The organism is Paraplanobispora siamensis (assembly GCF_016863175.1).
Taxonomy (GTDB): Bacteria; Actinomycetota; Actinomycetes; order Streptosporangiales; family Streptosporangiaceae; genus Planobispora; species Planobispora siamensis.
In genome coordinates, this window is sequence record NZ_BOOJ01000059.1 from 71,097 (window position 1) to 90,660 (window position 19,564).

Below are 19,564 nucleotides of genomic sequence, written 5' to 3' on the forward strand. Positions count from 1 at the left end.
GACGGACGCATCCGGCGTCCGGTCGCGCGCACATCCGTTCCTCGTGCGCGCCCTGCCCGAGAAGATAACGGAGGGCTCTTTTTATAGCACACTCCGTAACGGTTCTTTGCATCGACATGACACAGGACGCCCCGCCGGTCGGGCGGAAGGCGTCCTGTGGAATGGGTCAGGAAGGTGCGGGGCCCACGGGTGGACGGGCCCCGCACGGGTCGCAGTCGGACAGTCCCCTGGGTCCCCGGGTCAGAGCCGGGCGACCCCGTCGGCGCGGGCCTGGCCGGCGACCGCGGCGATGACCGCGGGCGCGACGCGCTCGTCGAACGGGCTCGGGATGACGTAGTCGGCCGACAGGTCGTCGCCGACCACGGCGGCCAGCGCCTCGGCCGCGGCGACCTTCATGTTCTCGGTGATGGTGGTGGCGCGCACGTCCAGCGCCCCGCGGAAGACGCCGGGGAAGGCCAGCACGTTGTTGATCTGGTTGGGGAAGTCGGAGCGGCCGGTGGCCACCACCCGCGCGTGCCGGCGGGCGACGTCGGGGTGGACCTCCGGCGTCGGGTTGGACAGCGCGAAGACGATGGCCTCGGGCGCCATCGACGCGATGGCCTCCTCCGAGACCGTCGAGCCCGACAGGCCGATGAACACGTCGGCGCCGGCCAGCGCCTCCTCGGTGGAGCCGCGCAGGCCCGCCCGGTTGGTGTCGCGCGCCAGGGCCTCCTTGAACGGGTTGAGACCCTCGCGGCCCTCGTAGATGATCCCGCGGGAGTCGGAGACCGCGATGTCGCCGATGCCGGCGTTGAGCAGGATGCGGCTGACCGCGACGCCGGAGGCGCCGGCCCCGGCGACCACGGCCCGCAGGTCTCCCAGGGAGCGGCCGGTCAGCCTGGCCGCGTTCTTCAGCGCGGCCAGCGCGACGATCGCGGTGCCGTGCTGGTCGTCGTGGAAGACGGGGATGTCCAGGCGCTCGCGCAGCCGGTCCTCGACCTCGAAGCAGCGGGGGGCGCTGATGTCCTCCAGGTTGATGCCGCCGAACGAGGGCGCCAGCCGCGCCACGGTCTCGACCAGGGCGTCCACGTCGGTGCAGTCGAGGCAGATGGGCACGGCGTCGACGTTGGCGAACTGCTTGAACAGCAGTGCCTTGCCCTCCATGACGGGCATGGCGGCGGCCGGGCCGATGTCCCCCAGGCCGAGCACGGCGGTGCCGTCGGAGACGACGGCCACGACGTTGGAGACCCAGGTGTAGTCGTTGACGAGCTCCGGCTCCTCGGCGATCGCGGTGCAGACCTTGGCCACGCCCGGCGTGTAGGCCAGGGACAGGTCGTCGGCGTTGCGGACCGGGACGGTGGAGCGGATCTCCAGCTTGCCGCCGCGGTGCAGGGCGAAGGCGGGATCCAGATCGAGGGATTCGAGGGAAATGGAGGATGGCGTGACGGCCACAGCGACCCCTGTAGTTCAGTCAGACAGACGGATGTTTCCTTCGTCGACGCCGTGGGAAGCGTGGCCCGGCTTCGGTAGCCGCTCAGGTCTTACACGCTGAGAACGGTCGTCAGAGAGGGGGTACGGGGGTCACCCGTTTTTTGATTGTGCCACATGGTGAGACTGCGGTGGATAACAGGGATTGCTCACTTTCGTTGACAGCGTGTTAACCGCGTCACTCATGTAATACTCGGCCTAGCCATCCATCGCTTACATCGACGGAATCTCCCCGTGGACCTGACCTCCTATGCCGAGCTGGCCGTGCTGCTCGTCAACAGCCCCGACCGCCTCACCGGACTGGAGGGCCTGCGCGCCCTCCTGGAGGACGGCGGGCGCCCGCGGCAGGCCTCCCGGCTGGACCGCGACGACCTGGCCGCCCTGCGCGAGCTGCGCGAGGAGCTGGTGGCGGTCTTCGAGGCCGCGGCCGAGGGCGACGAGCGCGAGGTGGTCGACCGGCTCAACGCGCTGCTGCGCCGCCACCCGGTCCACCCGCAGATCTCCGACCACGACGGCGAGGCCTGGCACATGCACCTCACCGAGGGCGGCCGCTTCTCCGACCAGTACATCGTGGGCGCGGTGATGGGCCTGGCCGCCATCGTCACCGACCTGGGCGCCGACCGGCTCGGCCTGTGCCGGGCCTCCCCCTGCCGCCGCGCCTATCTCGACACCTCCTCCAACCGCTCGCGCCGTTACTGCTCGGAGCGGTGCGCCAGCCGGGCGAACGTGGCCGCCTACCGCGCCAGGAAGAAGACCGGCAAGGAGAGGACGGGCCTGTAGCGCGCGACCACCCGGCCCACCACCGGGACGGCGCCGAAGTCCCAGCTGTCCCTGCGGCCGCCGGCCCGCTGGTTGTCGCTCTCCAGCCACCAGCCGTCGCCCTGCGGCCAGGCGGCGCGTTTGACTATCAGCTGGGAGGGGTTCCCCGGGAGCCTGGCGAGGACCAGATCACCGGCCCGGACCCGCGCGCCGCGCCGTACCCACAACCAGTCCCCGGGGCGCAGGACGGGCAGCATGGAATCCCCCTCGACACGGACTCTCACGAGGCGCACACCCCTCCAGGCACGGGTTTTCGAAGGCGAGTAAGGTCGGATCCAGACCATGCTGATCTCAGCATCAAGGAAGGATTTTCCGATGCTCGCACGACTTCTGCGCCCCCGGCACGTCGCCTCGGCGCACTGCGACCTGCCCTGCGGTGTCTACGACCCGGCCCAGGCCCGCATCGAAGCCGAGTCCGTGAAGGCCATCATGGAGAAGTACGCCGCGAACGAGGACCCGGTCTTCCGTTCCCGCGCGCTCGGCATCAAGGAGGAGCGGGCCGACCTGGTCAAGCACCACCTGTGGGTGCTGTGGACCGACTACTTCAAGCCCCCGCACCTGGAGGCCTACCCCCAGCTCCACCAGCTGTTCTGGGACGCCACCAAGCTGGCGGGCGCCGCCGGTGCCAAGGGCACCGTCGACGTCGCCAAGGCCGACGAGCTCCTGGCCAAGATCGACGAGATTTCCAAGATCTTCTGGGAGACCAAGGCCGCCTGATCCCTCCGGCCCACCGGTCGCCGGCCCCCGCGCCGCCCCATCCGGCGGCGCGGGGGCCGGCGCCGTGACCTCGTTTGCACCACCGTCCAATACTGCCTCATAGACAGGGCAAATCCTCCTCATCGCGCGTCCAACCGGGCCATGTACCGTTGCATGGCGGTAGGTTGCAGTGAGCGACTCTGCAAGGAGGAATGTGACCGAGCACACTGAGGCGCCTACGGTCGGTATGGGCGGGATCCGTGATGTGGTGACCGTCCGGCTCCCTGCCGTGAGTGCCTATCTGTCCGTGTTACGTACGGCCACTGCCGGTTTGGCCGCACGGCTGGACTTCACGCTTGACGAGATCGAGGATCTGCGGATCGCGGTCGACGAGGCGTGTGCGATGTTGTTGACCCAGGCCGTCCCGGGCACCGACCTGATCGCGGAGTTCGAGCTCACGGGTCAGGAGATGCAGGTCCGGGTCGAGGTCAGCACGGTGGGAACCACCCTGCCCAAGCGCGACGAGTTCGCGTGGATGGTGCTCACCGCCTTGGCCGACGACGTCGACGCGGTGACCGACTCCCCGGACCGTATGGCGATCGTGCTCCGCAAGCGCCGAGGCGCGGCGAGGCCGGCGTGACGGAAAGGACTCGTGCCATGGCCACCAGCGACCACGCGGTGCCCGACAGGGTTCGCGCGCGCACGCTCTTCGGCGAACTGGCGGAGTTGACCCCCGACGACCCGCGACGCCAGCGCATCCGTGACGAGCTCGTCGAGCTTCACCTGCCTCTGGTCGAGTACCTCGCCCGCCGGTTCCGCAACCGCGGCGAGTGGCTCGACGACCTGACCCAGGTCGCCACCATCGGCCTCATCAAGTCCATCGACCGCTTCGACCTCAGCCGCGGCGTGGAGTTCTCCACCTACGCCACGCCGACGATCGTGGGCGAGATCAAACGTCACTTCCGCGACAAGGGCTGGGCGGTCCGCGTGCCGCGCCGCCTGCAGGAGCTGAAGCTCTCGCTCACCAAGGCGATAAGCGAGCTGTCGCAGCGCGAGGGCCGGGCGCCCACCGTCGCCGAGCTGGCCGCGTTCCTGAAGATGAGCGAGGAGGAGGTGCTCGAAGGACTGGAGTCGGCCAACGCCTACTCCACGGTCTCCCTCGACGCCCCCGACTCCGGCGACGACGACGCGCCCGCGGTGGCCGACTCCCTGGGCATCGTGGACGACTCCCTGGAGGGCGTCGAGTACCGCGAGTCGCTCAAGCCGCTGCTCGAACGGCTCCCGCCGCGTGAGAAGCGGATCCTGCTGCTGCGGTTCTTCGGCAACATGACGCAGTCGCAGATCGCCACGGAGCTGGGCATCTCGCAGATGCACGTCTCCCGGCTGCTGGCCAGGACCCTGACCCAGCTCCGCGAGGGCCTCACGGCCGACGACTAGGCCCTCGCGCCTACGCCTCGCGCGGCGGATCGTCCCCGTAGAGCACGCGGGTCGTCGGCGGGGACAGCAGCGCGACCAGTCCGGCCACGGCCGCGGCGGCGAGGGGGACGCCGAGCAGCGTCTGGCCGGACTGGAACAGCGTCACGCAGACCGGGATCATGAAGATCTGGGTCAGCACCCCGGGGCTGCGGGTCCAGCGCTCCATCCGGAGCAACCCCCAGGCGACCCTGAGCAGGGCCCCGCCGATGACCAGGCCGAACGCGGCGACGAAGACCGAGCTCATGACGTCGTCCGGTCGGCCGATCACCGTCTCGACGCCGACGTAGCCGCCCAGCAGCACGGCGGCCAGGCCCTCCAGGCCCAGGATTGCGGCGGCGACGGTCAAGGTCATCGGACGGTTCGGCACGGGGTCAACCTTATAGCCGTTACGGGCCGATCGGTCGTGCGCCGCGTATGTACCGTTATCGATGGATACGCTGGCCTTATGCGTGCGATGCTCCTGGTGAACCCCAAGGCCACGACGACCAACCAGCGGACGCAGGACGTCCTCATCAGGGCACTGGGCGCGACGGTGGACCTCACCGTCGAGGAGACCGGATACCGGGGACACGCCGCCCACCTGGCCCGTACGGCGCACGCGGCCGGGTTCGACGTGATGGCGGTGCTCGGCGGCGACGGCACCATCAACGAGACCGTCAACGGCCTGCTCGAGGCCGACGACGGGGAGGCGGCGACCGACCGGCCGGCGCTGCTGGTGATCCCCGGAGGGAGCGCGAACGTCTTCGCGCGGGCGCTCGGCTTGCCCAACGACCCGGTGGAGGCCACCGGCGTGGTGCTGGAGGCGGTGGGCCGGGACCGCCGGCGGACGGTCGGGCTCGGCCAGGCCCTGTGGGACGGGCAGAGCCGCTACTTCACCTTCTGCGGCGGCCTGGGCTACGACGCCGAGGTCATCCGGGCGGTCGAGGGGATGCGCGGCACCGGACTGAAGGCCACCCCCGCCCGCTACGTGAACACGGCGCTGCGCCACTATCTGTCGACCGACAAGCGCCACCCCGCGATGACCCTGGAGGGTCCCGGCATCCCCCCGGCCGAGGGCATCTTCATGGCGGTGATCTCCAACACCTCCCCCTGGTCCTATGTGGGGCCCCGGCCGGTCTGCCCGACCCCGTGGGCGAGCTTCGAGACCGGCCTGGACCTGCTGGGCCTGCAGCGCCTGGGCCCGGCGGCCATGGTCCACCTGCTGTCGCAGATCATCGGCACCCGGGAGACCCTGCCCAGCGGCAGGCACCTGGCGCAGCTGCACGACGAGAAGGAGTTCACCCTGACCGCCGAGCGGCCGGTGGCCTACCAGCTCGACGGCGACTACCTCGGAGAGGTGGAAAAGGTGACTTTCCGGTCTATCCCTAACGCGTTACAGATCGTGGTCTAGCTTGTTACAACCAGTCATCGTGTGACGCATCCGACATTCCTACCGGGAAAACGTTCTTCCAAAACCCTTGCGTGCGCTGACCTCGGCTGACAATCTCAACATTGACGTCGGAACGTAGGACCTTTGACCGCACCTCGCTCTCAGGCCACCGGCGATCACCGCAGACCTCTCCGGACCGAACCCGGTCCGGACGATGTCCGCGCTAGCTAGTGAAAGTCTTCACAAAGTGAGCCGACGGAGCCACGCAAAGGGCTCCTCACACGAAGGAGTGGACGCATGGACTGGCGCCACCGAGCTGCCTGCCGTGACGTGGACCCCGAGCTGTTCTTCCCGATCGGCAACACCGGCCCAGCCCTGATGCAGATCGAAGAGGCCAAGCAGGTCTGCCGTACGTGCACCGTGAGCGAGTCCTGCCTGAAGTGGGCCCTGGAGTCCGGCCAGGACGCCGGCGTGTGGGGCGGCCTCAGCGAGGACGAGCGCCGCGCCTTCAAGCGCCGCACCGCCCGGGCCCGCGCCCGCGCCGCCGTCTGACGCACCCGCTCCCGGAGACTCCCCGCCCGGCCCGTCAGGCGGCCGGGAGGGGGATGGCCAGGGTGACCTCGGTGCCCCCCTCCGCGCGGGGCTCGATGGCCAGGCGCCCGGCCAGCTCCCCCACGACCAGCGTCCGCACGATCTGCAGCCCGAGGCTGGTGGACGACTCCAGGTCGAACCCCTCGGGCAGACCGGCCCCGTCGTCGGAGACGACCACGTCGAGCCGGTCGCAACCCCGCGAGACGATCACCTGAAGCCGGCCCGGCCGGTTCGCCAGCCCGTGCTGGACGGCGTTCTGCAGCAACTCGGTGAGGACCATCGCCAGCGGCGTCGCGATCTCCGAGCGCAGCACCCCGAAGGTCCCGACCCGGCGCGGCGCCACCTGCGCCTCGGGGGCCGACACCTCGCTGGCCATCGCGATGACCCGGTCGGCGATGTCGTCGAAGTCCACCTGCTCCTCGGGCGTGTGCGACAGCGTCTCGTGCACGATCGCGATCGACCCGACCCTGCGCACCGCCTCCTCCAGCGCCTCGCGCCCCTCCGGCACCCGCAGCCGCCTGGCCTGCAGCCGCAGCAGCGCCGCCACCGTCTGCAGGTTGTTCTTCACCCGGTGATGGATCTCCCGGATGGTGGCGTCTTTGGTCATCAGCTCGCGCTCGCGGCGCCGCAATTCGGTCACGTCGCGGATGAGCACCAGCGCGCCGATCCGGCCGCCCCCGACGACCAGCGGGATCGCCCGCAGCTGCACGACCGTGCCGCCCGCCTCCACCTCGGTCTCGCGCGGCTCCTTGCCGCTGGCCACGACCATCAGGTTCTCGTTGATGGGCTCGTCGGAGTAGCAGAGCGTGGCGGTCGTACGGCCCAGCTCCGCGCCGACCAGGTCGGCGGTGAGCCCCAGCCGCCGGTAGGCCGACAGGGCGTTCGGCGAGGCGTAGGTGACCCGGCCCGCCCGGTCGAGCCGGAGCAGTCCGTCGCCGACCCGGGGCGAGCGGACCAGGATCGGCTCGGCCCCGGAGAAGGGGAAGCGTCCCTCGGCCACCATCTGGGCCAGGTCGGAGGCGCTCTGCAGGTAGGTGAGCTCCAGCCGGGACGGCGTGCGCGCCGACGACAGGTTCGTCGAGCGCTGGATCACCCCGAGATAGCGCTGCACGGGCGGGTCGCCGGGGGCGGCGCTGGTGTCGGCCCGCCGTACCGGGATGGTCTCCTCGCGGACCGGGACGCCGCTGGACCAGTCGGGATCGCCCTCCCGGCAGATCCGCCGCTCGTTCCAGGCTGTGTCGATGAGCTCTCGCTCGCCCTTGGCGATGACCGTCCCGACGACGTCGTCGTGGTAGACGGTGGGCCCGGTCGTGGGCCGCATCTGCGCGATCGCGATCCACCCCGTGCCCTCTCTGAGCGGGATCCACAGGATGAGGTCGGCGAAGGACAGGTCCGCCAGCAGCTGCCAGTCGGAGACCAGCGAGTGCATCCACTCGAGGTCCGCTTCGTCGAGCGCGGTGTGGCGGACGGCCAGGTCGCTAAGAGTCGGCACCCGTGCATCATGCGTTCTTTGCTGGCCCGAACGCGAATCGGGCCGCCGCGACTGTCAAAATTCCCCGTATGGAGCACACCCGGGATCCGCTGGCGCGTCTGCGCGCGGCGACGGCCAGGCGCGGCGCGGCGGGTCTGAGGAGGACGCTGCGGGCGCGCACGCCCGACGACGGCGGTCTGATCGACCTGGCCTCCAACGACTATCTCGGCCTGGCCAGGAACGGGCGGCTGGCCGAGGCGGCGGTCGAGGCCACCCGCACGTGGGGCACCGGCTCCACCGGCTCGCGCCTGGTCACCGGGTCCACCGCGCTGCACGCCCGGCTGGAGGCGGCGCTGTGCGCCTTCGCCGGGGCCGAGAGCGCCCTGGTCTTCTCCTCCGGCTATCTGGCCAACCTGTCGGCCGTGGCGGCCCTGGGCGCCGGCGGGCTGGTGGTCTCCGACGCGGGCAACCACGCCTCGATCGTGGACGCCTGCCGGCTGTCGCGCGCCCGTGTGGTGGTCACCCCGCACAAGGACGTCGTCGCCGTGGAGAAGGCGCTGGCCGACCGGGACGAGGAGCACGCGCTCGTGGTCACCGACGCGGTCTTCTCCGTCGACGGGGACCTCGCGCCGCTGGAGGAGCTGCACGCGGCGGCCGTACGGCAGGGCGCCCTGCTGGTCGTCGACGAGGCGCACGCGCTCGGCGTGATCGGCCCCGGCGGGCGCGGCGCGGTGTACGGGGCGGGTCTGGCCGGTGAACGGACGATTGTGAGAACCGTCACACTGTCGAAGTCGCTCGGTGCCCAGGGAGGGGCCGTCCTCGGGGCGTCCGAGGTGATCGAAACCCTTGTGGACACGGGCCGTTCGTTCATCTTCGACACCGGTCTGGCCCCGGGCAGCGTGGCCGCGGCACTCGCCGCTGTGGATATCCTTCGAACTCAGCCCGAACTGCCCGGATTAGTACGGACCAGGGCGAGAGAGCTGGCCTCCGTGGCCCGCGAACTCGGCCTGGAGACCGGCGAACCGGCGGGTGCGGTCGTCCCCGTCGTTCTCGGCGCACCCGAGGCCGCACTCAGGGCCGCCCTCATCTGTGCGGAACACGGGGTGCGCGCCGGATGCTTCCGGCCGCCTTCGGTGCCGGTCGGCCGCTCTTGCCTGCGGTTGACCGCGCGGGCCAATCTGAGTTCCGATGATCTCGCGGTGATCCGGGCTGCGCTCACCGCTGTGGCCGAGATGAAGGTGAGCATGTGAGCGGACGCGGCGACGCGGGCGGGCGCGGCACAGCGTGTCCGCGGGCCTCGGCCCCGTCGGGTGAGGAGCTTCCATGACCGACGAGTCACCCCGGATCCCGAAGTACTACGACGTCAAGCGGAGCCTGCTGGCGCTCACCAAGAGCCTGCCCGCCGGCAGCGCGCTGCCTCCGGAGCGCACTCTCGCGGTCCGCTTCGAGACGTCGCGGACCACGGTGCGCCAGGCGCTGTCGGAGCTCGTGGTCGAGGGGCGCCTGGTGCGCATCCAGGGCAAGGGGACCTTCGTCGCGCAGCCCAAGGTCGCCCAGGTCCTCCAGCTCACCTCCTACACCGGTGACCTGCGGACCGTCGGCCTCGAACCCGACACCAAGATCCTCGACATCAGCTACGTGACCGCCGACGAGCCCCTGGCCCGCCGCCTGGCCATCAACCCGGGCGGGCGCGTGCTGCGCATCCACCGGCTCCGCCTGGCCAACGGCGAGCCGATGTCGATCGACACCACCCACCTGTCGGCCCGCCGCTTCCCCCGGCTCCGGCGGGAGCTGGAGGTGCACTCCTCTCTGTACGAGACGCTGCACAACGCCTACAACGTGCGGCTGATGGACGCCGAGGAGATCATCGAGACCGTGCTCGCGACGCCGTACGACGCCCAGATCCTGAGCGTCGACGTGGGCCTGCCGATGCTGCTGCTGACCCGCCACGCCTTCGACGCCGACGGCAACCCCGTCGAGTGGGCCCAGTCCCTCTACCGCGGCGACCGCTACAAGTTCGTCACCCGCCTGCGGCGTCCCTGAGGCGCTCCGCGTCCTCGGTGCCGTTGTCCCAAGTCGCAGACTTCGGCGCATGTGTCGGCCTAGCCTGGAGTGAACGCTGGTTTGGCCAGAGTCGTCGTATCGGCCGGGAGACGGATGCTTGGTGGTCATTACAGGCATCTGCGGGCGCGGCGTCACCGGCCGTCCGGTCCGTGTCCCGGGGTGGCAACCTCTCACCCCGGGGCATGCGAAAGGTGGATATGAGCACGGACACCCTGAGCGGCACCGGCGGCGGCGCGACGGCCGAAGAAGCCCGGCTGGCGGCGGTTCACCGCTATCGCATCCTCGACACCCCGCCCGACGACGCCTTCGACCGGCTGGCGGCGCTGGCCGCGCTGGTCTTCGAGACGCCGATGGCCGCGATCACCATCGTGGACGAGGACCGGATCTGGTTCAAGGCCAGGCAGGGACTGCCCGCCGGGCCGCGGCAGATCCACCGCGACGCCGGCCTGTGCGGGGAGGCGATCCTCCAGGACGGTCCGTACATCGTCACCGACGCGGCCGGCGACTCACGGGCCTCCCGCGACCCGCTGGTCCACGGCGAGCCCGGGGTCCGCTTCTACGCCGCCGTGCCGCTGACCACCTCCGACGGGCACCGGCTGGGCACGATCAGCGTCCTGGACACCGCGCCCCGCACGGCCGCGGGCAAACAGCTGCGGGCGTTACGCGACCTGGCCGCGGTGGTCGTCGACGAGCTCGACCTGCGCGTCTCCGCGCTCTCCACCGTGATGCGGGAGCGGCGGATGCGCCGGGAGCTGGAGGCTGAGAAACAGCGGCTGGAGACGCTCTCCAGCGCCCTGCAGCGCTCCCTGCTGCCGCCCCTGCTCCCCAGGGTGCCGGGTCTGGAGCTGGCGGCCTGCTACCACTCGGCCTCCTGCGACCGGGTGGGCGGTGACTTCTACGACGCCTTCCCGATGGAGGGCGGGCGGCTGGGGTTCTTCCTGGGCGACGTGTGCGGCAAGGGCGCCGAGGCCGCCGCGCTGACCTCGCTGACCCGCTACACGCTGCGGGCCGCGGCCACCTATGACCCTGATCCGGTCGGCGTGCTGACCAACCTCAACACGGTGCTGCTGCAGGAGCAGCAGCCGGACGAGCCGCGTTACTGCACCGTCCAGTTCGGGCTGCTCACCCCCGACGGCGACGGCTTCGACCTGGTGCTGGCCGCCGGCGGCCATCCCCCCGCCCAGCTCGTCCGCGCCGACGGCCGGGTCGAGGCGCTGCACCCGCCCAACGGCTCGCTGGTGGGCATCTTCCCCCGTCCCACCATCACCGCCGTGCGGGCGCGGCTGGAGCCCGGAGACGGGCTGCTGCTGCACAGCGACGGCCTGACCGAGTCGTACGTCTCCGTCGACGGCGACCCCGCCGGCCGGGAGATGTTCGGCGACGAACGGCTGACCGCGCTGGCCCGGAGCCTGGCGGGCCTGCCCGCCGCCGCGATGATCGACACGGTGGACGAGGTCGTCCGCCGCCTCGGCGGCGGCATGAACGACGACACCGCCGTCCTGGCGATCACCGTGCCCCGGCCGGGCGGCTCAGGACGGCAGGTCGAAGACCTTGTCCAGAGCGGTGACCTGGAACAGATGGCCGAGGTAGGGGGTCAGGGCGACGATCCTGAACTTCCCGCGGGCCTCCTCCGCGGCGTTGTACACGTGGATCAGGGCCGCCATCCCTGATGAGTCGATGAACGTCACGCCGGCCAGGTCCAGCTCGGCCACCTCGACGTTCTCGGTGAACAACTTCGGCGCCATGGCCGACAGCTCCGCAGCCGTGTCGTAGTCGAGGTGCCCCGTGACCACCACGCGGGTCACGCCCGGTTCAGGAGCCAGCACCTCGGTACGGAACGGGATCCTCTCCAGCATCTAACGTTCGTTCTCCCAATCGGCGTCGTCGGTCTCGGCGGCGTGCGCCGAACGGATGCCCTCGGCCAGCAGACGGCGGGCTCTGGGAAATTCTCGCAGCTGATCCCGGAAGACGCGAAGCCCTCTCACGAGCGCCTCGGGCGGCACCCCCCGCGCCTGGAGCACGCCGCACGTCCAGGTGACGAAGTCCGTGAACACGGCGACGTCGTCGACGTAGAGCGCGGCGGCGAGGAAGTCGGCGACGTGGGCCATGTCCTCGGCGGTGGACTCCATCTGCCGCTCGTCGTACAGGGCCATGGGCGGGTAGGCGTCGGCGAGGGCGTCCATCGCGCCGGTCAGGATGGCCGGGCGGCGCCTGACCAGCTGGGTGTACTCCTCGTCGGCCAGGTGGGCCATGGCGTCCATCGACGCCGGGGACGACGGCAGGCCGCCGGCCTGGAGGTGGTCGGCGGCGGCGTCGGCGCTGGGAGCCCACCCGTCGGCGCCCAGGAGCCGGGCCAGGCGGCCGTCGGAGCCGAACCCGGGGCCTCCGGCCAGGACGGGGACGCCGACGGCCTGGCAGGCGGTGAGCGTGGCGTGCGCGCGGGGCAGCCGGGTGGGCAGCGTGCAGCTGAGGGCGACCGCGTCGGGCCCCTTCTGGTGCAGGTGGGTGATCAGGTGGGTGCCGGGGACGCTGGCGCCCAGGAAGTCGACCCGCCACCCGCGCAGGCGGAGCACCTCGGCCAGCAGCCGGGTGGACAGGGCGTGGTACTCGCCGTCGGTGCAGGCGACGACGACCCGGCCGAGGACGGGCTCGGACCGCACCCGGGAGGCGATGGCCGCCACGACCCGATCGCTCACCGCGGTGGCCCCGTGCTCCCGGGCCACCGACCAGCGGTTGGCGGCCCACAGTTCGCCGACGCGGCGCTGGGCGGGGGCGATGAGGTCCAGCAGCAGGGTCTCGGCGGGCACCCCGTCGTCCAGCAGGTTCAGGGCCAGGTCGACCGCGCCGAACTCGTCGGCGTGGCCGATGCGCTCGAGGTATTGCTCGGCGGCCGCCTCCAGGTCGTGGGCCAGGGCGAGCTTGTTCATCGCTCCCACCCTCCCGTGGCCGGAACGAGACGGGTCATCGCTCCTCCCCTCCGCTCCCTCCGCCGGCCGGGACGCGGGCCGCCGGCGGCGCCGCCTGTACGGCCAGCAGCGCGCGGTCGTCCTGCTCCACGCCATCGGCCAGCCAGCCGGTGTTGAGCTGCTCCAGGCGCTCGACCAGGGCGGCGACCGGCATGCCCGCGCAGGTGGCCAGGTCGGCCTTCAGGCGGGCCGTGCCGTACATCTCCCCGCCCGTGGGACCGCCGAAGGCCTCGGTGATGCCGTCGCTGTAGAACAGGCACACATCACCCGGGGCCAGGTCGACGGTGGCGAGGGCGGGGGCGATGGTCCTCAGCGCGCCGAGGAGGGTGCCGCGGTCGGTGATCTCCTCCACGGCGCCGTCGGCCCGCAGGACCAGCGGGGCCGGGTGCCCGGCGATGGCCAGCTCCAGCCGCGTGTGGCCGTCGGGGGCGGAGTGCACGGCCCCCAGCACCATGGTGACGAAGGGGCTCTTGGCCGGGGAGGCCAGCAGGGACCGGTTCAGCAGCCTGACGATCCGCTCGGGACGGCCCTCCACCAGCAGCAGGGTGCGCAGGCTGTGCCGGACCTGCCCGGCCAGCACCGCGGCCCTGGCGCCCTTGCCGCACACGTCGCCCAGCGTCACCAGCGGCCTGCGCCCGGGGTCCTCCCGCAGGGCGTCGGCGTCGGGCAGGTAGAAGTCGTAGAAGTCGCCGCCGATCAGCCCGGCCTGCTGGGAGGCGCGCAGCGACCCGGCCATCCGCACCCCCTCCAGCCCGGTCAGCGGGGGCGGCAGCAGGTCACCGGTCAGGATCGCGTTGGTGGCGCTCTGCTCCTGGTACAGCACGGCCGCGGAGATGGCCGCGCCGGCCCTGGCGGCGAAGACCCGCACCAGGGCCTCGGTCTTGTCGTCGAAGGGCTCGGCGCCCTCGCGGCGGGCGAGCACGAGCGCCCCGGCCGGGACGCCGTTGCCCGGCAGCGGCGTCACCAGCAGGTGACCGACCGGGCCGAACCCCTCGGGCAGCAGCCACACGGGGGTCTGCGTGGAGTCCAGCCAGCGGCTGGGCACCGGCGGGAAGCCCGCCAGCGCCTCGGCGAGCCCCGGCACCTCGGCGGCGGCGGCGAGGTCGATCTCCCCCTCCTCCAGACCGGTCTGCCCGGCCACGCCGCGCAGCCAGCCCGCCCGGCGCCGGGTGGGCGGCAGCACCACCATGGCGACGTCGGCAAGGAAGGCCGCGGCCAGCTCGGTGGTGGTCCGCGCGCAGCGGCGGGTGTTGAGTGAGGCGGACAACCGGCGACCGGCCTCCACCAGGAACTCCGTGTCGTTTCGCCAAGCCGGGCGTATGCCCTGGGAAACGACTTCGGTTTCCTCGCCTGCCGGCCGTACTGTCGTCATCACCGGGCCTTCCACATAGGGCGTCCGACCACCATACCTGTCTCTCCCGGCATGCTCCGGGTCAACACGACTCCGGGCCCTCTCCATCACTCTTCTCTGAGAGTGCGACAAACTTCCCGCAAACACCATCACCAGGCCATAGAGGGGAACTACCGTATGACCATCGCCTTCGGCGCCCGGCAGGACCAGGGCGATGGATCCGGTCCCGGAACCTCACTCTGAAAGGAGCGCGAGTGGGCACCCCCCAGCACCACCGATGGGACATCGACACCGATCTGCCCACCCTGCGCGAGCGGATCGCCGGACTGGCGGCCGAGGCGGGGCTGAGCGGCCACCGCCTGATGGACTTCGTGGTGGCGGCCAACGAGGCGGTCATCAACGTCCGCGAGCACGGCGGCGGCGCCGGAACCCTCGAGCTCTGGTGCGACGACGACTGCCTGACCGTCGAGATCACCGACTCCTCCGGGACGCTGCAGGCCCACGACGTCCACCGCCCCACCCCGGAGGCCGACAGCCCGCGCGGGTTCGGCCTGTGGCTCATGGGCCGGCTGTGCGACGAGTTCAGCATCTCCCAGATGGTCGGCCGCTCCCGCGTCCGGCTCCGGATGCGCCTGACCCCCCTGTCCCTGCCCGGCACCGGGTGAGCTCGCCTCTAGGGTGGTGCGGGTGAGCATCCTCGTGGTCACCGGGACCGACACCGGAGTGGGCAAGACGATCGTGACGGCCGCGGTGGCGGCCCTCGCGCGTGAACGGGGGTCGTCGGTCGCGGTGGTCAAGCCCGCGCAGACCGGGGTCGGGCCGGACGAGCCCGGCGACCTGGACGACGTCATCCGGCTGTCGGGCGTGACGACCACCTTCGAGTTCGCCCGCTTCCCCGACCCGCTGGCCCCGGCCGCCGCGGCCCGGGTCTCGGGCACCGATGCGGTGTCGCTGTCCGGGGCCGCCGAGCGGATCGAGGAGCTGGCGGAGTCGCACCGGCTGGTGATCGTGGAGGGCGCGGGGGGCCTGCTCGTCCGCTTCGACGACGAGGGCGCCACGATCGCCGACCTCGCCCGCAGGCTCGGGGCCCCGGTGCTCGTGGTCGCCAGGGCGGGGCTGGGCACGCTCAACCACACCGCGCTGACGCTGGAGGCGATGGCCGGGCGGGGGCTGCGGCCCGCCGGGGTGGTGATCGGGTCGTGGCCGGCCGAGCCCGGCCTGGCCGAGCGGTGCAACGTGGCGGACCTGGAGATGCTGGCCGCCCGCCCGCTGACCGGCGTCCTGCCGGAGGGGGCCGGCGCGATGGACCGCGAGAGCTTCGCCCGCGCGGCCCGGGCCGGCCTGGGCCCGTCACTCGGCGGCGCCTTCGACGCGGCGGCCTTCCGCACGGCGTTCACGATCGCCTCGTGATCACGACCCGCCCCCGCCGTGCGGAGCGCACATCTAGGCTGGCTCCGTAGCCGACCCCCGCAGAGCGGAGCCATCAGTTGAGCGACATCCTTGAGATCGCCCGGGTCCAGGTCCTCCAGGAAGGCCGCGGCCTGGACGCCGCCCAGGCGCTGCAGTGCCTCAGCCTGCCCGATGAGCGCCTGCCCGACCTGCTGTCCCTGGCCCACGAGGTGCGCATGGCCTGGTGCGGCCCGGAGGTCGAGGTCGAGGGCATCGTCTCCCTCAAAACCGGCGGCTGCCCCGAGGACTGCCACTTCTGCTCCCAGTCCGGCCAGTTCTCCTCCCCGGTCCGCGCCGCCTGGCTGGACATCCCCTCCCTGGTCAAGGCCGCCGAGGAGACCGCCGCCACCGGCGCTACCGAGTTCTGCATCGTGGCCGCCGTACGGGGACCCGACCGCCGGCTGATGGACCAGGTCCGCGAAGGCGTCAAGGCGATCCGCGAGGCGGTGGACATCAACGTCGCCTGCTCGCTCGGCATGCTCACCCAGGCCCAGGTCGACGAGCTGGCCGCCATGGGGGTGCACCGCTACAACCACAACCTGGAGACCGCGCGCTCGCACTTCGGCAAGGTCGTCACCACCCATACCTGGCAGGAGCGCTGGGACACCTGCCTGATGGTCCGCGAAGCCGGGATGGAGCTGTGCTGCGGCGGCATCGTCGGCATGGGCGAGAGCCTGGAGCAGCGCGCCGAGTTCGCCGGGCAGCTGGGCGAGCTGGCGCCCGACGAGGTGCCGCTGAACTTCCTCAACCCGCGCCCCGGCACGCCGTTCGAGTCCTTCCCGCTGCTGGAGGGCGCCGAGGCGCTCAAGACGATCGCCGCCTTCCGGCTGGCGCTGCCGCGCACGATCCTGCGCTACGCCGGCGGCCGGGAGCTGACCCTGGGCGATCTGGGCACCCGTGAGGGCATGCTGGGCGGGATCAACGCGATCATCGTCGGCAACTACCTGACCACCTTGGGCCGCACCGCGGACAAGGACCTGGAGCTGCTGGCCGACCTGAAGATGCCGATCAAGGCGCTCTCCGACACGCTGTGAGCCGCGTTCTCCGGTCCCGGAGCCGTATTCGGGACCGGCGACCCTCCTGACGGGCCGCGAACGGGCGTTCATCATGTGGAACATGGCGAAAGCGATCGAACAGCCCGTTCCCGGCATCACCGTCGGACACGCACTCCTCGCACGCTCCAGAGGCGCGCCCCAGCCCGTCGACAAGATCGTCCATGACGGCGACACCATCAACATCGCGGCCGACGGCAACTTCGGCGTGCGCCTGCTCGGCGTGGACGCCCCCGAGGTCAGCTTCGAGCTGCCCCGCAACACCACCTTCCCCGACTGGCCCAAGAGCTTCGTCAAGATCTCGAATCCTGCCTGGACGCAGTTCCTGACCGACCCGTTCGCGCCCGGCCTCGAACCGCTGCCGCTGCGCGCGTCGCTCCACGCCTACCTGCTGACGAAGCTGGACGCCGGCACGGCCGCCAACCACGCCGCCCACGGCGGCCCGCCCACGCAGGCGCTCAAGGACATGATCAGCTCGGACATCGCCGAGCAGGGCCTGACCCCGGAGACCTTCAAGCTGCGGCTGGCCTTCGCCCACGAGATCCTCGACCGGTACGGCAGGCTGCTGTGCTACGTCAACCGCGACCAGAAGGCCAAGCCGCGGCCGGCGCCGTACAACGAGCGGCTGCTGGCCGGCGGGCACGTCATGCCGTACCTCATCTGGCCCAACGTCGACCCCTTCGTCCGCCAGGAGAACAGGGTGGCGCAGGCCGTACCGGCGCCGGGATCGGCCAGGGAGCTGGCCGAGCGGGGCGCGCTCGGCCAGGCCCGCGACTCGGTGCGGCGGGCGCGCCAGGCGGGCGCCGGGCTCTGGAACCCGGCCGACCCGCTGAAGCTGCACGCCTTCGAGCTGCGCTTCCTGGCCGGGCGGCGGGCCCCCGACCGCTACGTCCTGGACCTGTCCGACAGCTCGCGTGAGCTGCTGCACCCGCAGAGCTACCACCGGGTCCCCAACCCCGAGGACCGGTTGTACGTCAACGCCGAGCACGCGCCCCTGTGGGCGGAGAAGGGCTGGTCGGTCCCCCCGCTGTGAACACCCCGCCGGAGCCGGGCGGCGTGGGGCCCCGCAGCCCCGTCACAGCTCCGCGGCGACCTCGCGGGCCACGGCCTGCAGGGCGGGGTCCAGCTGCCCGAGCCGGTCGTCGAGGTCGTCGGCGAAGCGGAGCCGTTCGACGGAGGGGTCGGCGGGCCCGGCCTCCGGCATCCAGGCCGCGTGGATCATGAAAGGGACGACCGTGCCGGGGTCCGGGGCCAGCGTGGCCACCGGGCCGCGCGAGACGGCGGCGGCGTCGAAGACCTCGATCCGGAAGCGGGCGTCGTTGTGCACGACCACGACGAGGTGACCGTCGTGTCCGCCGGGCTCGGCGCCCGCGTAGCGGCTGCGCCCGGGCCCGCCGGGGTTCCTGGGCACGAACGCCGGAGCGGTCGGATAGTCGTCCAGGGACCAGGCCCACTCCGACAGCGGCTTGAGCGAGTCGTGCTCCAGGGAGGCGAGCACCGCCGGGGTCTGCTCGCCGGGGAACAGCGAGCGGTCCACCCGCGAGCCGTAGTTGCGCAGCGCCCGCTGGTTGATCCCCTCGGGGTGGAATCCCTGGAAGATCAGATGGTGGCGGGTCGGGGCGAGCCGGCCTTCCAGGGACCAGTCGACGGCCGACAGCTCGGCCTGCCAGTAGCGGCCCGGGTCGTACAGCCGGGCGAGGTCGGTGACCGTCCCGCGGCCGGGGTCGAACTCCAGGAGCGTGGTGACGGCCGGGGTCATCCCGTGGCAGTACATGCCGCGCAGGGCCGGGTCGATCGGGCGGCCGTGGACGTCGAGGTCGCCCTCCCTGAGGTACATGCCGATGTCCACGCCCGGCGTGTGCTCCATGACGACGCGGATCCCGGCGGAGTCGTCGTAGACGGCGTAGAAGTGGTTGACCTCGGGAGCGATCCGGAAGACGGCGCCGCGCACCGGCGTGCCCGGCGGCGCGGCGTCGAGGGCGTCCTTGCGGACGAGCACCAGCGGGCCGTCGGGGTTGTTGGCCACCCGGCGGTCGCCCGCCCCGAGGACCTCCTCGAGGTCGACCTTGTAGGCGGTGTCGGCGAGCACCAGCCAGTCGCGCGTCTGGGTGATGGTGTGGGTGGCCTGCGGGAACACCGCTCCTTCGACGGGATGACGCCGCACGTGTTTGCCCGTGCCGTCGTAGCGCACCACCGACAGCCCGCCGGTGAGCGGGTCGCGGGTCACCGACCACAGGCAGCCGCGGTCGGGGTCGATCACGGGGTGCGCGGTGGACAGGATCGCGGGCAGGGCCGGGGCGTCGAGGACCGGGGCCCAGTCGTCGCGGTGGCCGACCTCGCCGAGGAAGGCGAGGCTGACCGGGTCGACCTCGACGGGGCGGCCGGCGTCCCAGGTGGCGAAGAGCCGGTCGCCCCAGGGCAGCGGGGCGGTGTTGGCGGCGTTGAGGCTGCCGAACGGCGAGGACGTGCCGACCGGTCCGGCCGTGAACAGCTCGGGGCGCCGGCGGCGCAGCCGTACGGAAGGAGAGTCGATGACCCGCGGCCGCCAGGCGAACCGGCCGGCGGGGGCGCCGTCGGTGCCCGGGGTCAGGGAGAGGCGGACGAGGATGCCGTCGCCGAAGAACGCGTGGACCGGGTTGCTGCGCTGGTCGGAGCTGCTGATCAGGAAATGTCCTGAGACATCGCTGGGCCAGCTCCCGCCGACGACGGCGAGATCCAGGTCCGGGAGGTCTCCCTTGGTCAGGATCGAGCGCGGAATCGGCATGGCGGCCCCTCCTGCGAAAACCGAATTGG

General features: G+C 71.8%; 20 protein-coding genes and 1 pseudogene. 13 read left to right on the forward strand and 8 right to left on the reverse strand.

What is annotated here, in order from left to right:
• Nucleotides 1-240: 240 nt before the first annotated feature.
• Complete coding sequence (locus Psi01_RS33560) at nucleotides 241-1,431, reverse strand: NAD(P)-dependent malic enzyme (protein ID WP_204068162.1); 1,191 nt, start codon at nucleotides 1,429-1,431, stop codon at nucleotides 241-243.
• Between the two features lie 270 nt (nucleotides 1,432-1,701).
• Here Psi01_RS33560 and Psi01_RS33565 point away from each other — a divergent pair, with 270 nt between their 5' ends.
• Nucleotides 1,702-2,247, forward strand: a complete 546-nt coding sequence (locus Psi01_RS33565; protein ID WP_204068163.1) for a CGNR zinc finger domain-containing protein — start codon at nucleotides 1,702-1,704, stop codon at nucleotides 2,245-2,247.
• Here the strand turns inward: Psi01_RS33565 and Psi01_RS33570 are convergent.
• Complete coding sequence (locus Psi01_RS33570) at nucleotides 2,202-2,570, reverse strand: S24 family peptidase (RefSeq protein WP_204068164.1); 369 nt, start codon at nucleotides 2,568-2,570, stop codon at nucleotides 2,202-2,204. The two genes, Psi01_RS33565 and Psi01_RS33570, sit on opposite strands and share 46 nt — an antisense overlap.
• 31 nt (nucleotides 2,571-2,601) lie before the next feature.
• On the opposite strand from Psi01_RS33570, the gene sodN reads away from it, so the two are divergent.
• The 3 genes from sodN to Psi01_RS33585 all read left to right on the forward strand — a co-directional run bounded on the left by sodN (nucleotide 2,602) and on the right by Psi01_RS33585 (nucleotide 4,419).
• Nucleotides 2,602-3,003, forward strand: coding sequence for a superoxide dismutase, Ni (gene sodN / locus Psi01_RS33575; protein ID WP_204068165.1), 402 nt, complete (start codon nucleotides 2,602-2,604; stop codon nucleotides 3,001-3,003).
• Between the two features lie 193 nt (nucleotides 3,004-3,196).
• A complete protein-coding gene (locus Psi01_RS33580; protein WP_373872527.1) occupies nucleotides 3,197-3,622 on the forward strand; it encodes an ATP-binding protein in 426 nt (141 codons plus the stop codon).
• Between the two features lie 17 nt (nucleotides 3,623-3,639).
• On the forward strand, nucleotides 3,640-4,419 hold the full coding sequence (locus Psi01_RS33585; protein ID WP_203876945.1) for an RNA polymerase sigma factor SigF: 780 nt from the start codon (nucleotides 3,640-3,642) through the stop codon (nucleotides 4,417-4,419).
• A gap of 10 nt (nucleotides 4,420-4,429) precedes the next feature.
• Here Psi01_RS33585 and Psi01_RS33590 read toward each other — a convergent pair whose 3' ends face one another.
• Complete coding sequence (locus Psi01_RS33590) at nucleotides 4,430-4,825, reverse strand: hypothetical protein (RefSeq protein WP_239128222.1); 396 nt, start codon at nucleotides 4,823-4,825, stop codon at nucleotides 4,430-4,432.
• 78 nt (nucleotides 4,826-4,903) lie between these two features.
• Here Psi01_RS33590 and Psi01_RS33595 point away from each other — a divergent pair, with 78 nt between their 5' ends.
• Together Psi01_RS33595 and Psi01_RS33600 are read left to right on the forward strand one after the other, a co-directional pair.
• Nucleotides 4,904-5,848 (forward strand): diacylglycerol/lipid kinase family protein, encoded by a 945-nt coding sequence (locus Psi01_RS33595; RefSeq protein ID WP_204068166.1) that lies wholly within the window; start codon nucleotides 4,904-4,906, stop codon nucleotides 5,846-5,848.
• Nucleotides 5,849-6,124: 276 nt separating this feature from the next.
• On the forward strand, nucleotides 6,125-6,379 hold the full coding sequence (locus Psi01_RS33600) for a WhiB family transcriptional regulator (protein ID WP_203876942.1): 255 nt from the start codon (nucleotides 6,125-6,127) through the stop codon (nucleotides 6,377-6,379).
• A 34-nt stretch (nucleotides 6,380-6,413) separates the two neighbouring features.
• Here Psi01_RS33600 and Psi01_RS33605 read toward each other — a convergent pair whose 3' ends face one another.
• Nucleotides 6,414-7,910, reverse strand: a complete 1,497-nt coding sequence (locus tag Psi01_RS33605; protein ID WP_204068167.1) for a PAS domain-containing sensor histidine kinase — start codon at nucleotides 7,908-7,910, stop codon at nucleotides 6,414-6,416.
• 68 nt (nucleotides 7,911-7,978) lie between these two features.
• Between Psi01_RS33605 and Psi01_RS33610 the strand changes: the two genes are divergently transcribed.
• The 3 genes and pseudogenes from Psi01_RS33610 to Psi01_RS33620 form a co-directional block, all read left to right on the forward strand.
• Entirely contained in the window at nucleotides 7,979-9,139 is a 1,161-nt protein-coding gene (locus tag Psi01_RS33610) for an 8-amino-7-oxononanoate synthase (protein WP_204068168.1), read from the forward strand.
• 73 nt (nucleotides 9,140-9,212) lie between these two features.
• Nucleotides 9,213-9,932 carry a GntR family transcriptional regulator gene (locus Psi01_RS33615; RefSeq protein WP_204068169.1) on the forward strand — a complete coding sequence of 240 codons (720 nt, stop codon included), beginning with the start codon at nucleotides 9,213-9,215 and terminating at the stop codon, nucleotides 9,930-9,932.
• A 218-nt stretch (nucleotides 9,933-10,150) separates the two neighbouring features.
• Nucleotides 10,151-11,455, forward strand: a pseudogene (locus tag Psi01_RS33620) (PP2C family protein-serine/threonine phosphatase); the annotation flags it as partial.
• Between the two features lie 27 nt (nucleotides 11,456-11,482).
• Here Psi01_RS33620 and Psi01_RS43690 read toward each other — a convergent pair.
• The 3 genes from Psi01_RS43690 to Psi01_RS33630 are packed head-to-tail and all read right to left on the reverse strand — an operon-like array spanning nucleotide 11,483 to nucleotide 14,204.
• Nucleotides 11,483-11,809: an STAS domain-containing protein gene (locus Psi01_RS43690; RefSeq protein WP_239128223.1), complete on the reverse strand. Its 327-nt coding sequence runs from the start codon at nucleotides 11,807-11,809 to the stop codon at nucleotides 11,483-11,485.
• Nucleotides 11,810-12,880: a cobalamin B12-binding domain-containing protein gene (locus tag Psi01_RS33625; protein ID WP_204068171.1), complete on the reverse strand. Its 1,071-nt coding sequence runs from the start codon at nucleotides 12,878-12,880 to the stop codon at nucleotides 11,810-11,812. It abuts the gene before it with no gap.
• Between the two features lie 34 nt (nucleotides 12,881-12,914).
• A complete protein-coding gene (locus Psi01_RS33630) occupies nucleotides 12,915-14,204 on the reverse strand; it encodes a PP2C family protein-serine/threonine phosphatase (protein ID WP_204068172.1) in 1,290 nt (429 codons plus the stop codon).
• Nucleotides 14,205-14,524: 320 nt separating this feature from the next.
• Here Psi01_RS33630 and Psi01_RS33635 point away from each other — a divergent pair, with 320 nt between their 5' ends.
• The 4 genes from Psi01_RS33635 to Psi01_RS33650 all read left to right on the forward strand — a co-directional run bounded on the left by Psi01_RS33635 (nucleotide 14,525) and on the right by Psi01_RS33650 (nucleotide 17,804).
• Complete coding sequence (locus Psi01_RS33635; protein WP_204068173.1) at nucleotides 14,525-14,935, forward strand: ATP-binding protein; 411 nt, start codon at nucleotides 14,525-14,527, stop codon at nucleotides 14,933-14,935.
• 22 nt (nucleotides 14,936-14,957) lie between these two features.
• The gene (bioD, locus tag Psi01_RS33640; RefSeq protein ID WP_204068174.1) at nucleotides 14,958-15,680 is read left to right on the forward strand and encodes a dethiobiotin synthase; all 723 of its coding nucleotides are present in this window, start codon (nucleotides 14,958-14,960) and stop codon (nucleotides 15,678-15,680) included.
• A 77-nt stretch (nucleotides 15,681-15,757) separates the two neighbouring features.
• A complete protein-coding gene (gene bioB, locus Psi01_RS33645; protein ID WP_204068175.1) occupies nucleotides 15,758-16,753 on the forward strand; it encodes a biotin synthase BioB in 996 nt (331 codons plus the stop codon).
• Nucleotides 16,754-16,835: 82 nt separating this feature from the next.
• Complete coding sequence (locus tag Psi01_RS33650) at nucleotides 16,836-17,804, forward strand: thermonuclease family protein (RefSeq protein ID WP_204068176.1); 969 nt, start codon at nucleotides 16,836-16,838, stop codon at nucleotides 17,802-17,804.
• Nucleotides 17,805-17,846: 42 nt separating this feature from the next.
• Here the strand turns inward: Psi01_RS33650 and Psi01_RS33655 are convergent, their stop codons facing one another.
• Complete coding sequence (locus Psi01_RS33655) at nucleotides 17,847-19,535, reverse strand: carotenoid oxygenase family protein (RefSeq protein ID WP_204068177.1); 1,689 nt, start codon at nucleotides 19,533-19,535, stop codon at nucleotides 17,847-17,849.
• Nucleotides 19,536-19,564 lie beyond the last annotated feature (29 nt).

What these genes read in the sequence shown, in the direction of transcription:
- Psi01_RS33570 (WP_204068164.1), bottom strand. Translation starts at nt 2,570, where the DNA reads ATGGTCTGGATCCGACCTTACTCGCCTTCGAAAACCCGTGCCTGGAGG.
- sodN (WP_204068165.1), top strand. Translation starts at nt 2,602, where the DNA reads ATGCTCGCACGACTTCTGCGCCCCCGGCACGTCGCCTCGGCGCACTGC.
- Psi01_RS33585 (WP_203876945.1), top strand. Translation starts at nt 3,640, where the DNA reads ATGGCCACCAGCGACCACGCGGTGCCCGACAGGGTTCGCGCGCGCACG.
- Psi01_RS33595 (WP_204068166.1), top strand. Translation starts at nt 4,904, where the DNA reads ATGCGTGCGATGCTCCTGGTGAACCCCAAGGCCACGACGACCAACCAG.
- Psi01_RS33600 (WP_203876942.1), top strand. Translation starts at nt 6,125, where the DNA reads ATGGACTGGCGCCACCGAGCTGCCTGCCGTGACGTGGACCCCGAGCTG.
- Psi01_RS33610 (WP_204068168.1), top strand. Translation starts at nt 7,979, where the DNA reads ATGGAGCACACCCGGGATCCGCTGGCGCGTCTGCGCGCGGCGACGGCC.
- Psi01_RS33615 (WP_204068169.1), top strand. Translation starts at nt 9,213, where the DNA reads ATGACCGACGAGTCACCCCGGATCCCGAAGTACTACGACGTCAAGCGG.
- Psi01_RS43690 (WP_239128223.1), bottom strand. Translation starts at nt 11,809, where the DNA reads ATGCTGGAGAGGATCCCGTTCCGTACCGAGGTGCTGGCTCCTGAACCG.
- Psi01_RS33625 (WP_204068171.1), bottom strand. Translation starts at nt 12,880, where the DNA reads ATGAACAAGCTCGCCCTGGCCCACGACCTGGAGGCGGCCGCCGAGCAA.
- Psi01_RS33650 (WP_204068176.1), top strand. Translation starts at nt 16,836, where the DNA reads ATGGCGAAAGCGATCGAACAGCCCGTTCCCGGCATCACCGTCGGACAC.
- Psi01_RS33655 (WP_204068177.1), bottom strand. Translation starts at nt 19,535, where the DNA reads ATGCCGATTCCGCGCTCGATCCTGACCAAGGGAGACCTCCCGGACCTG.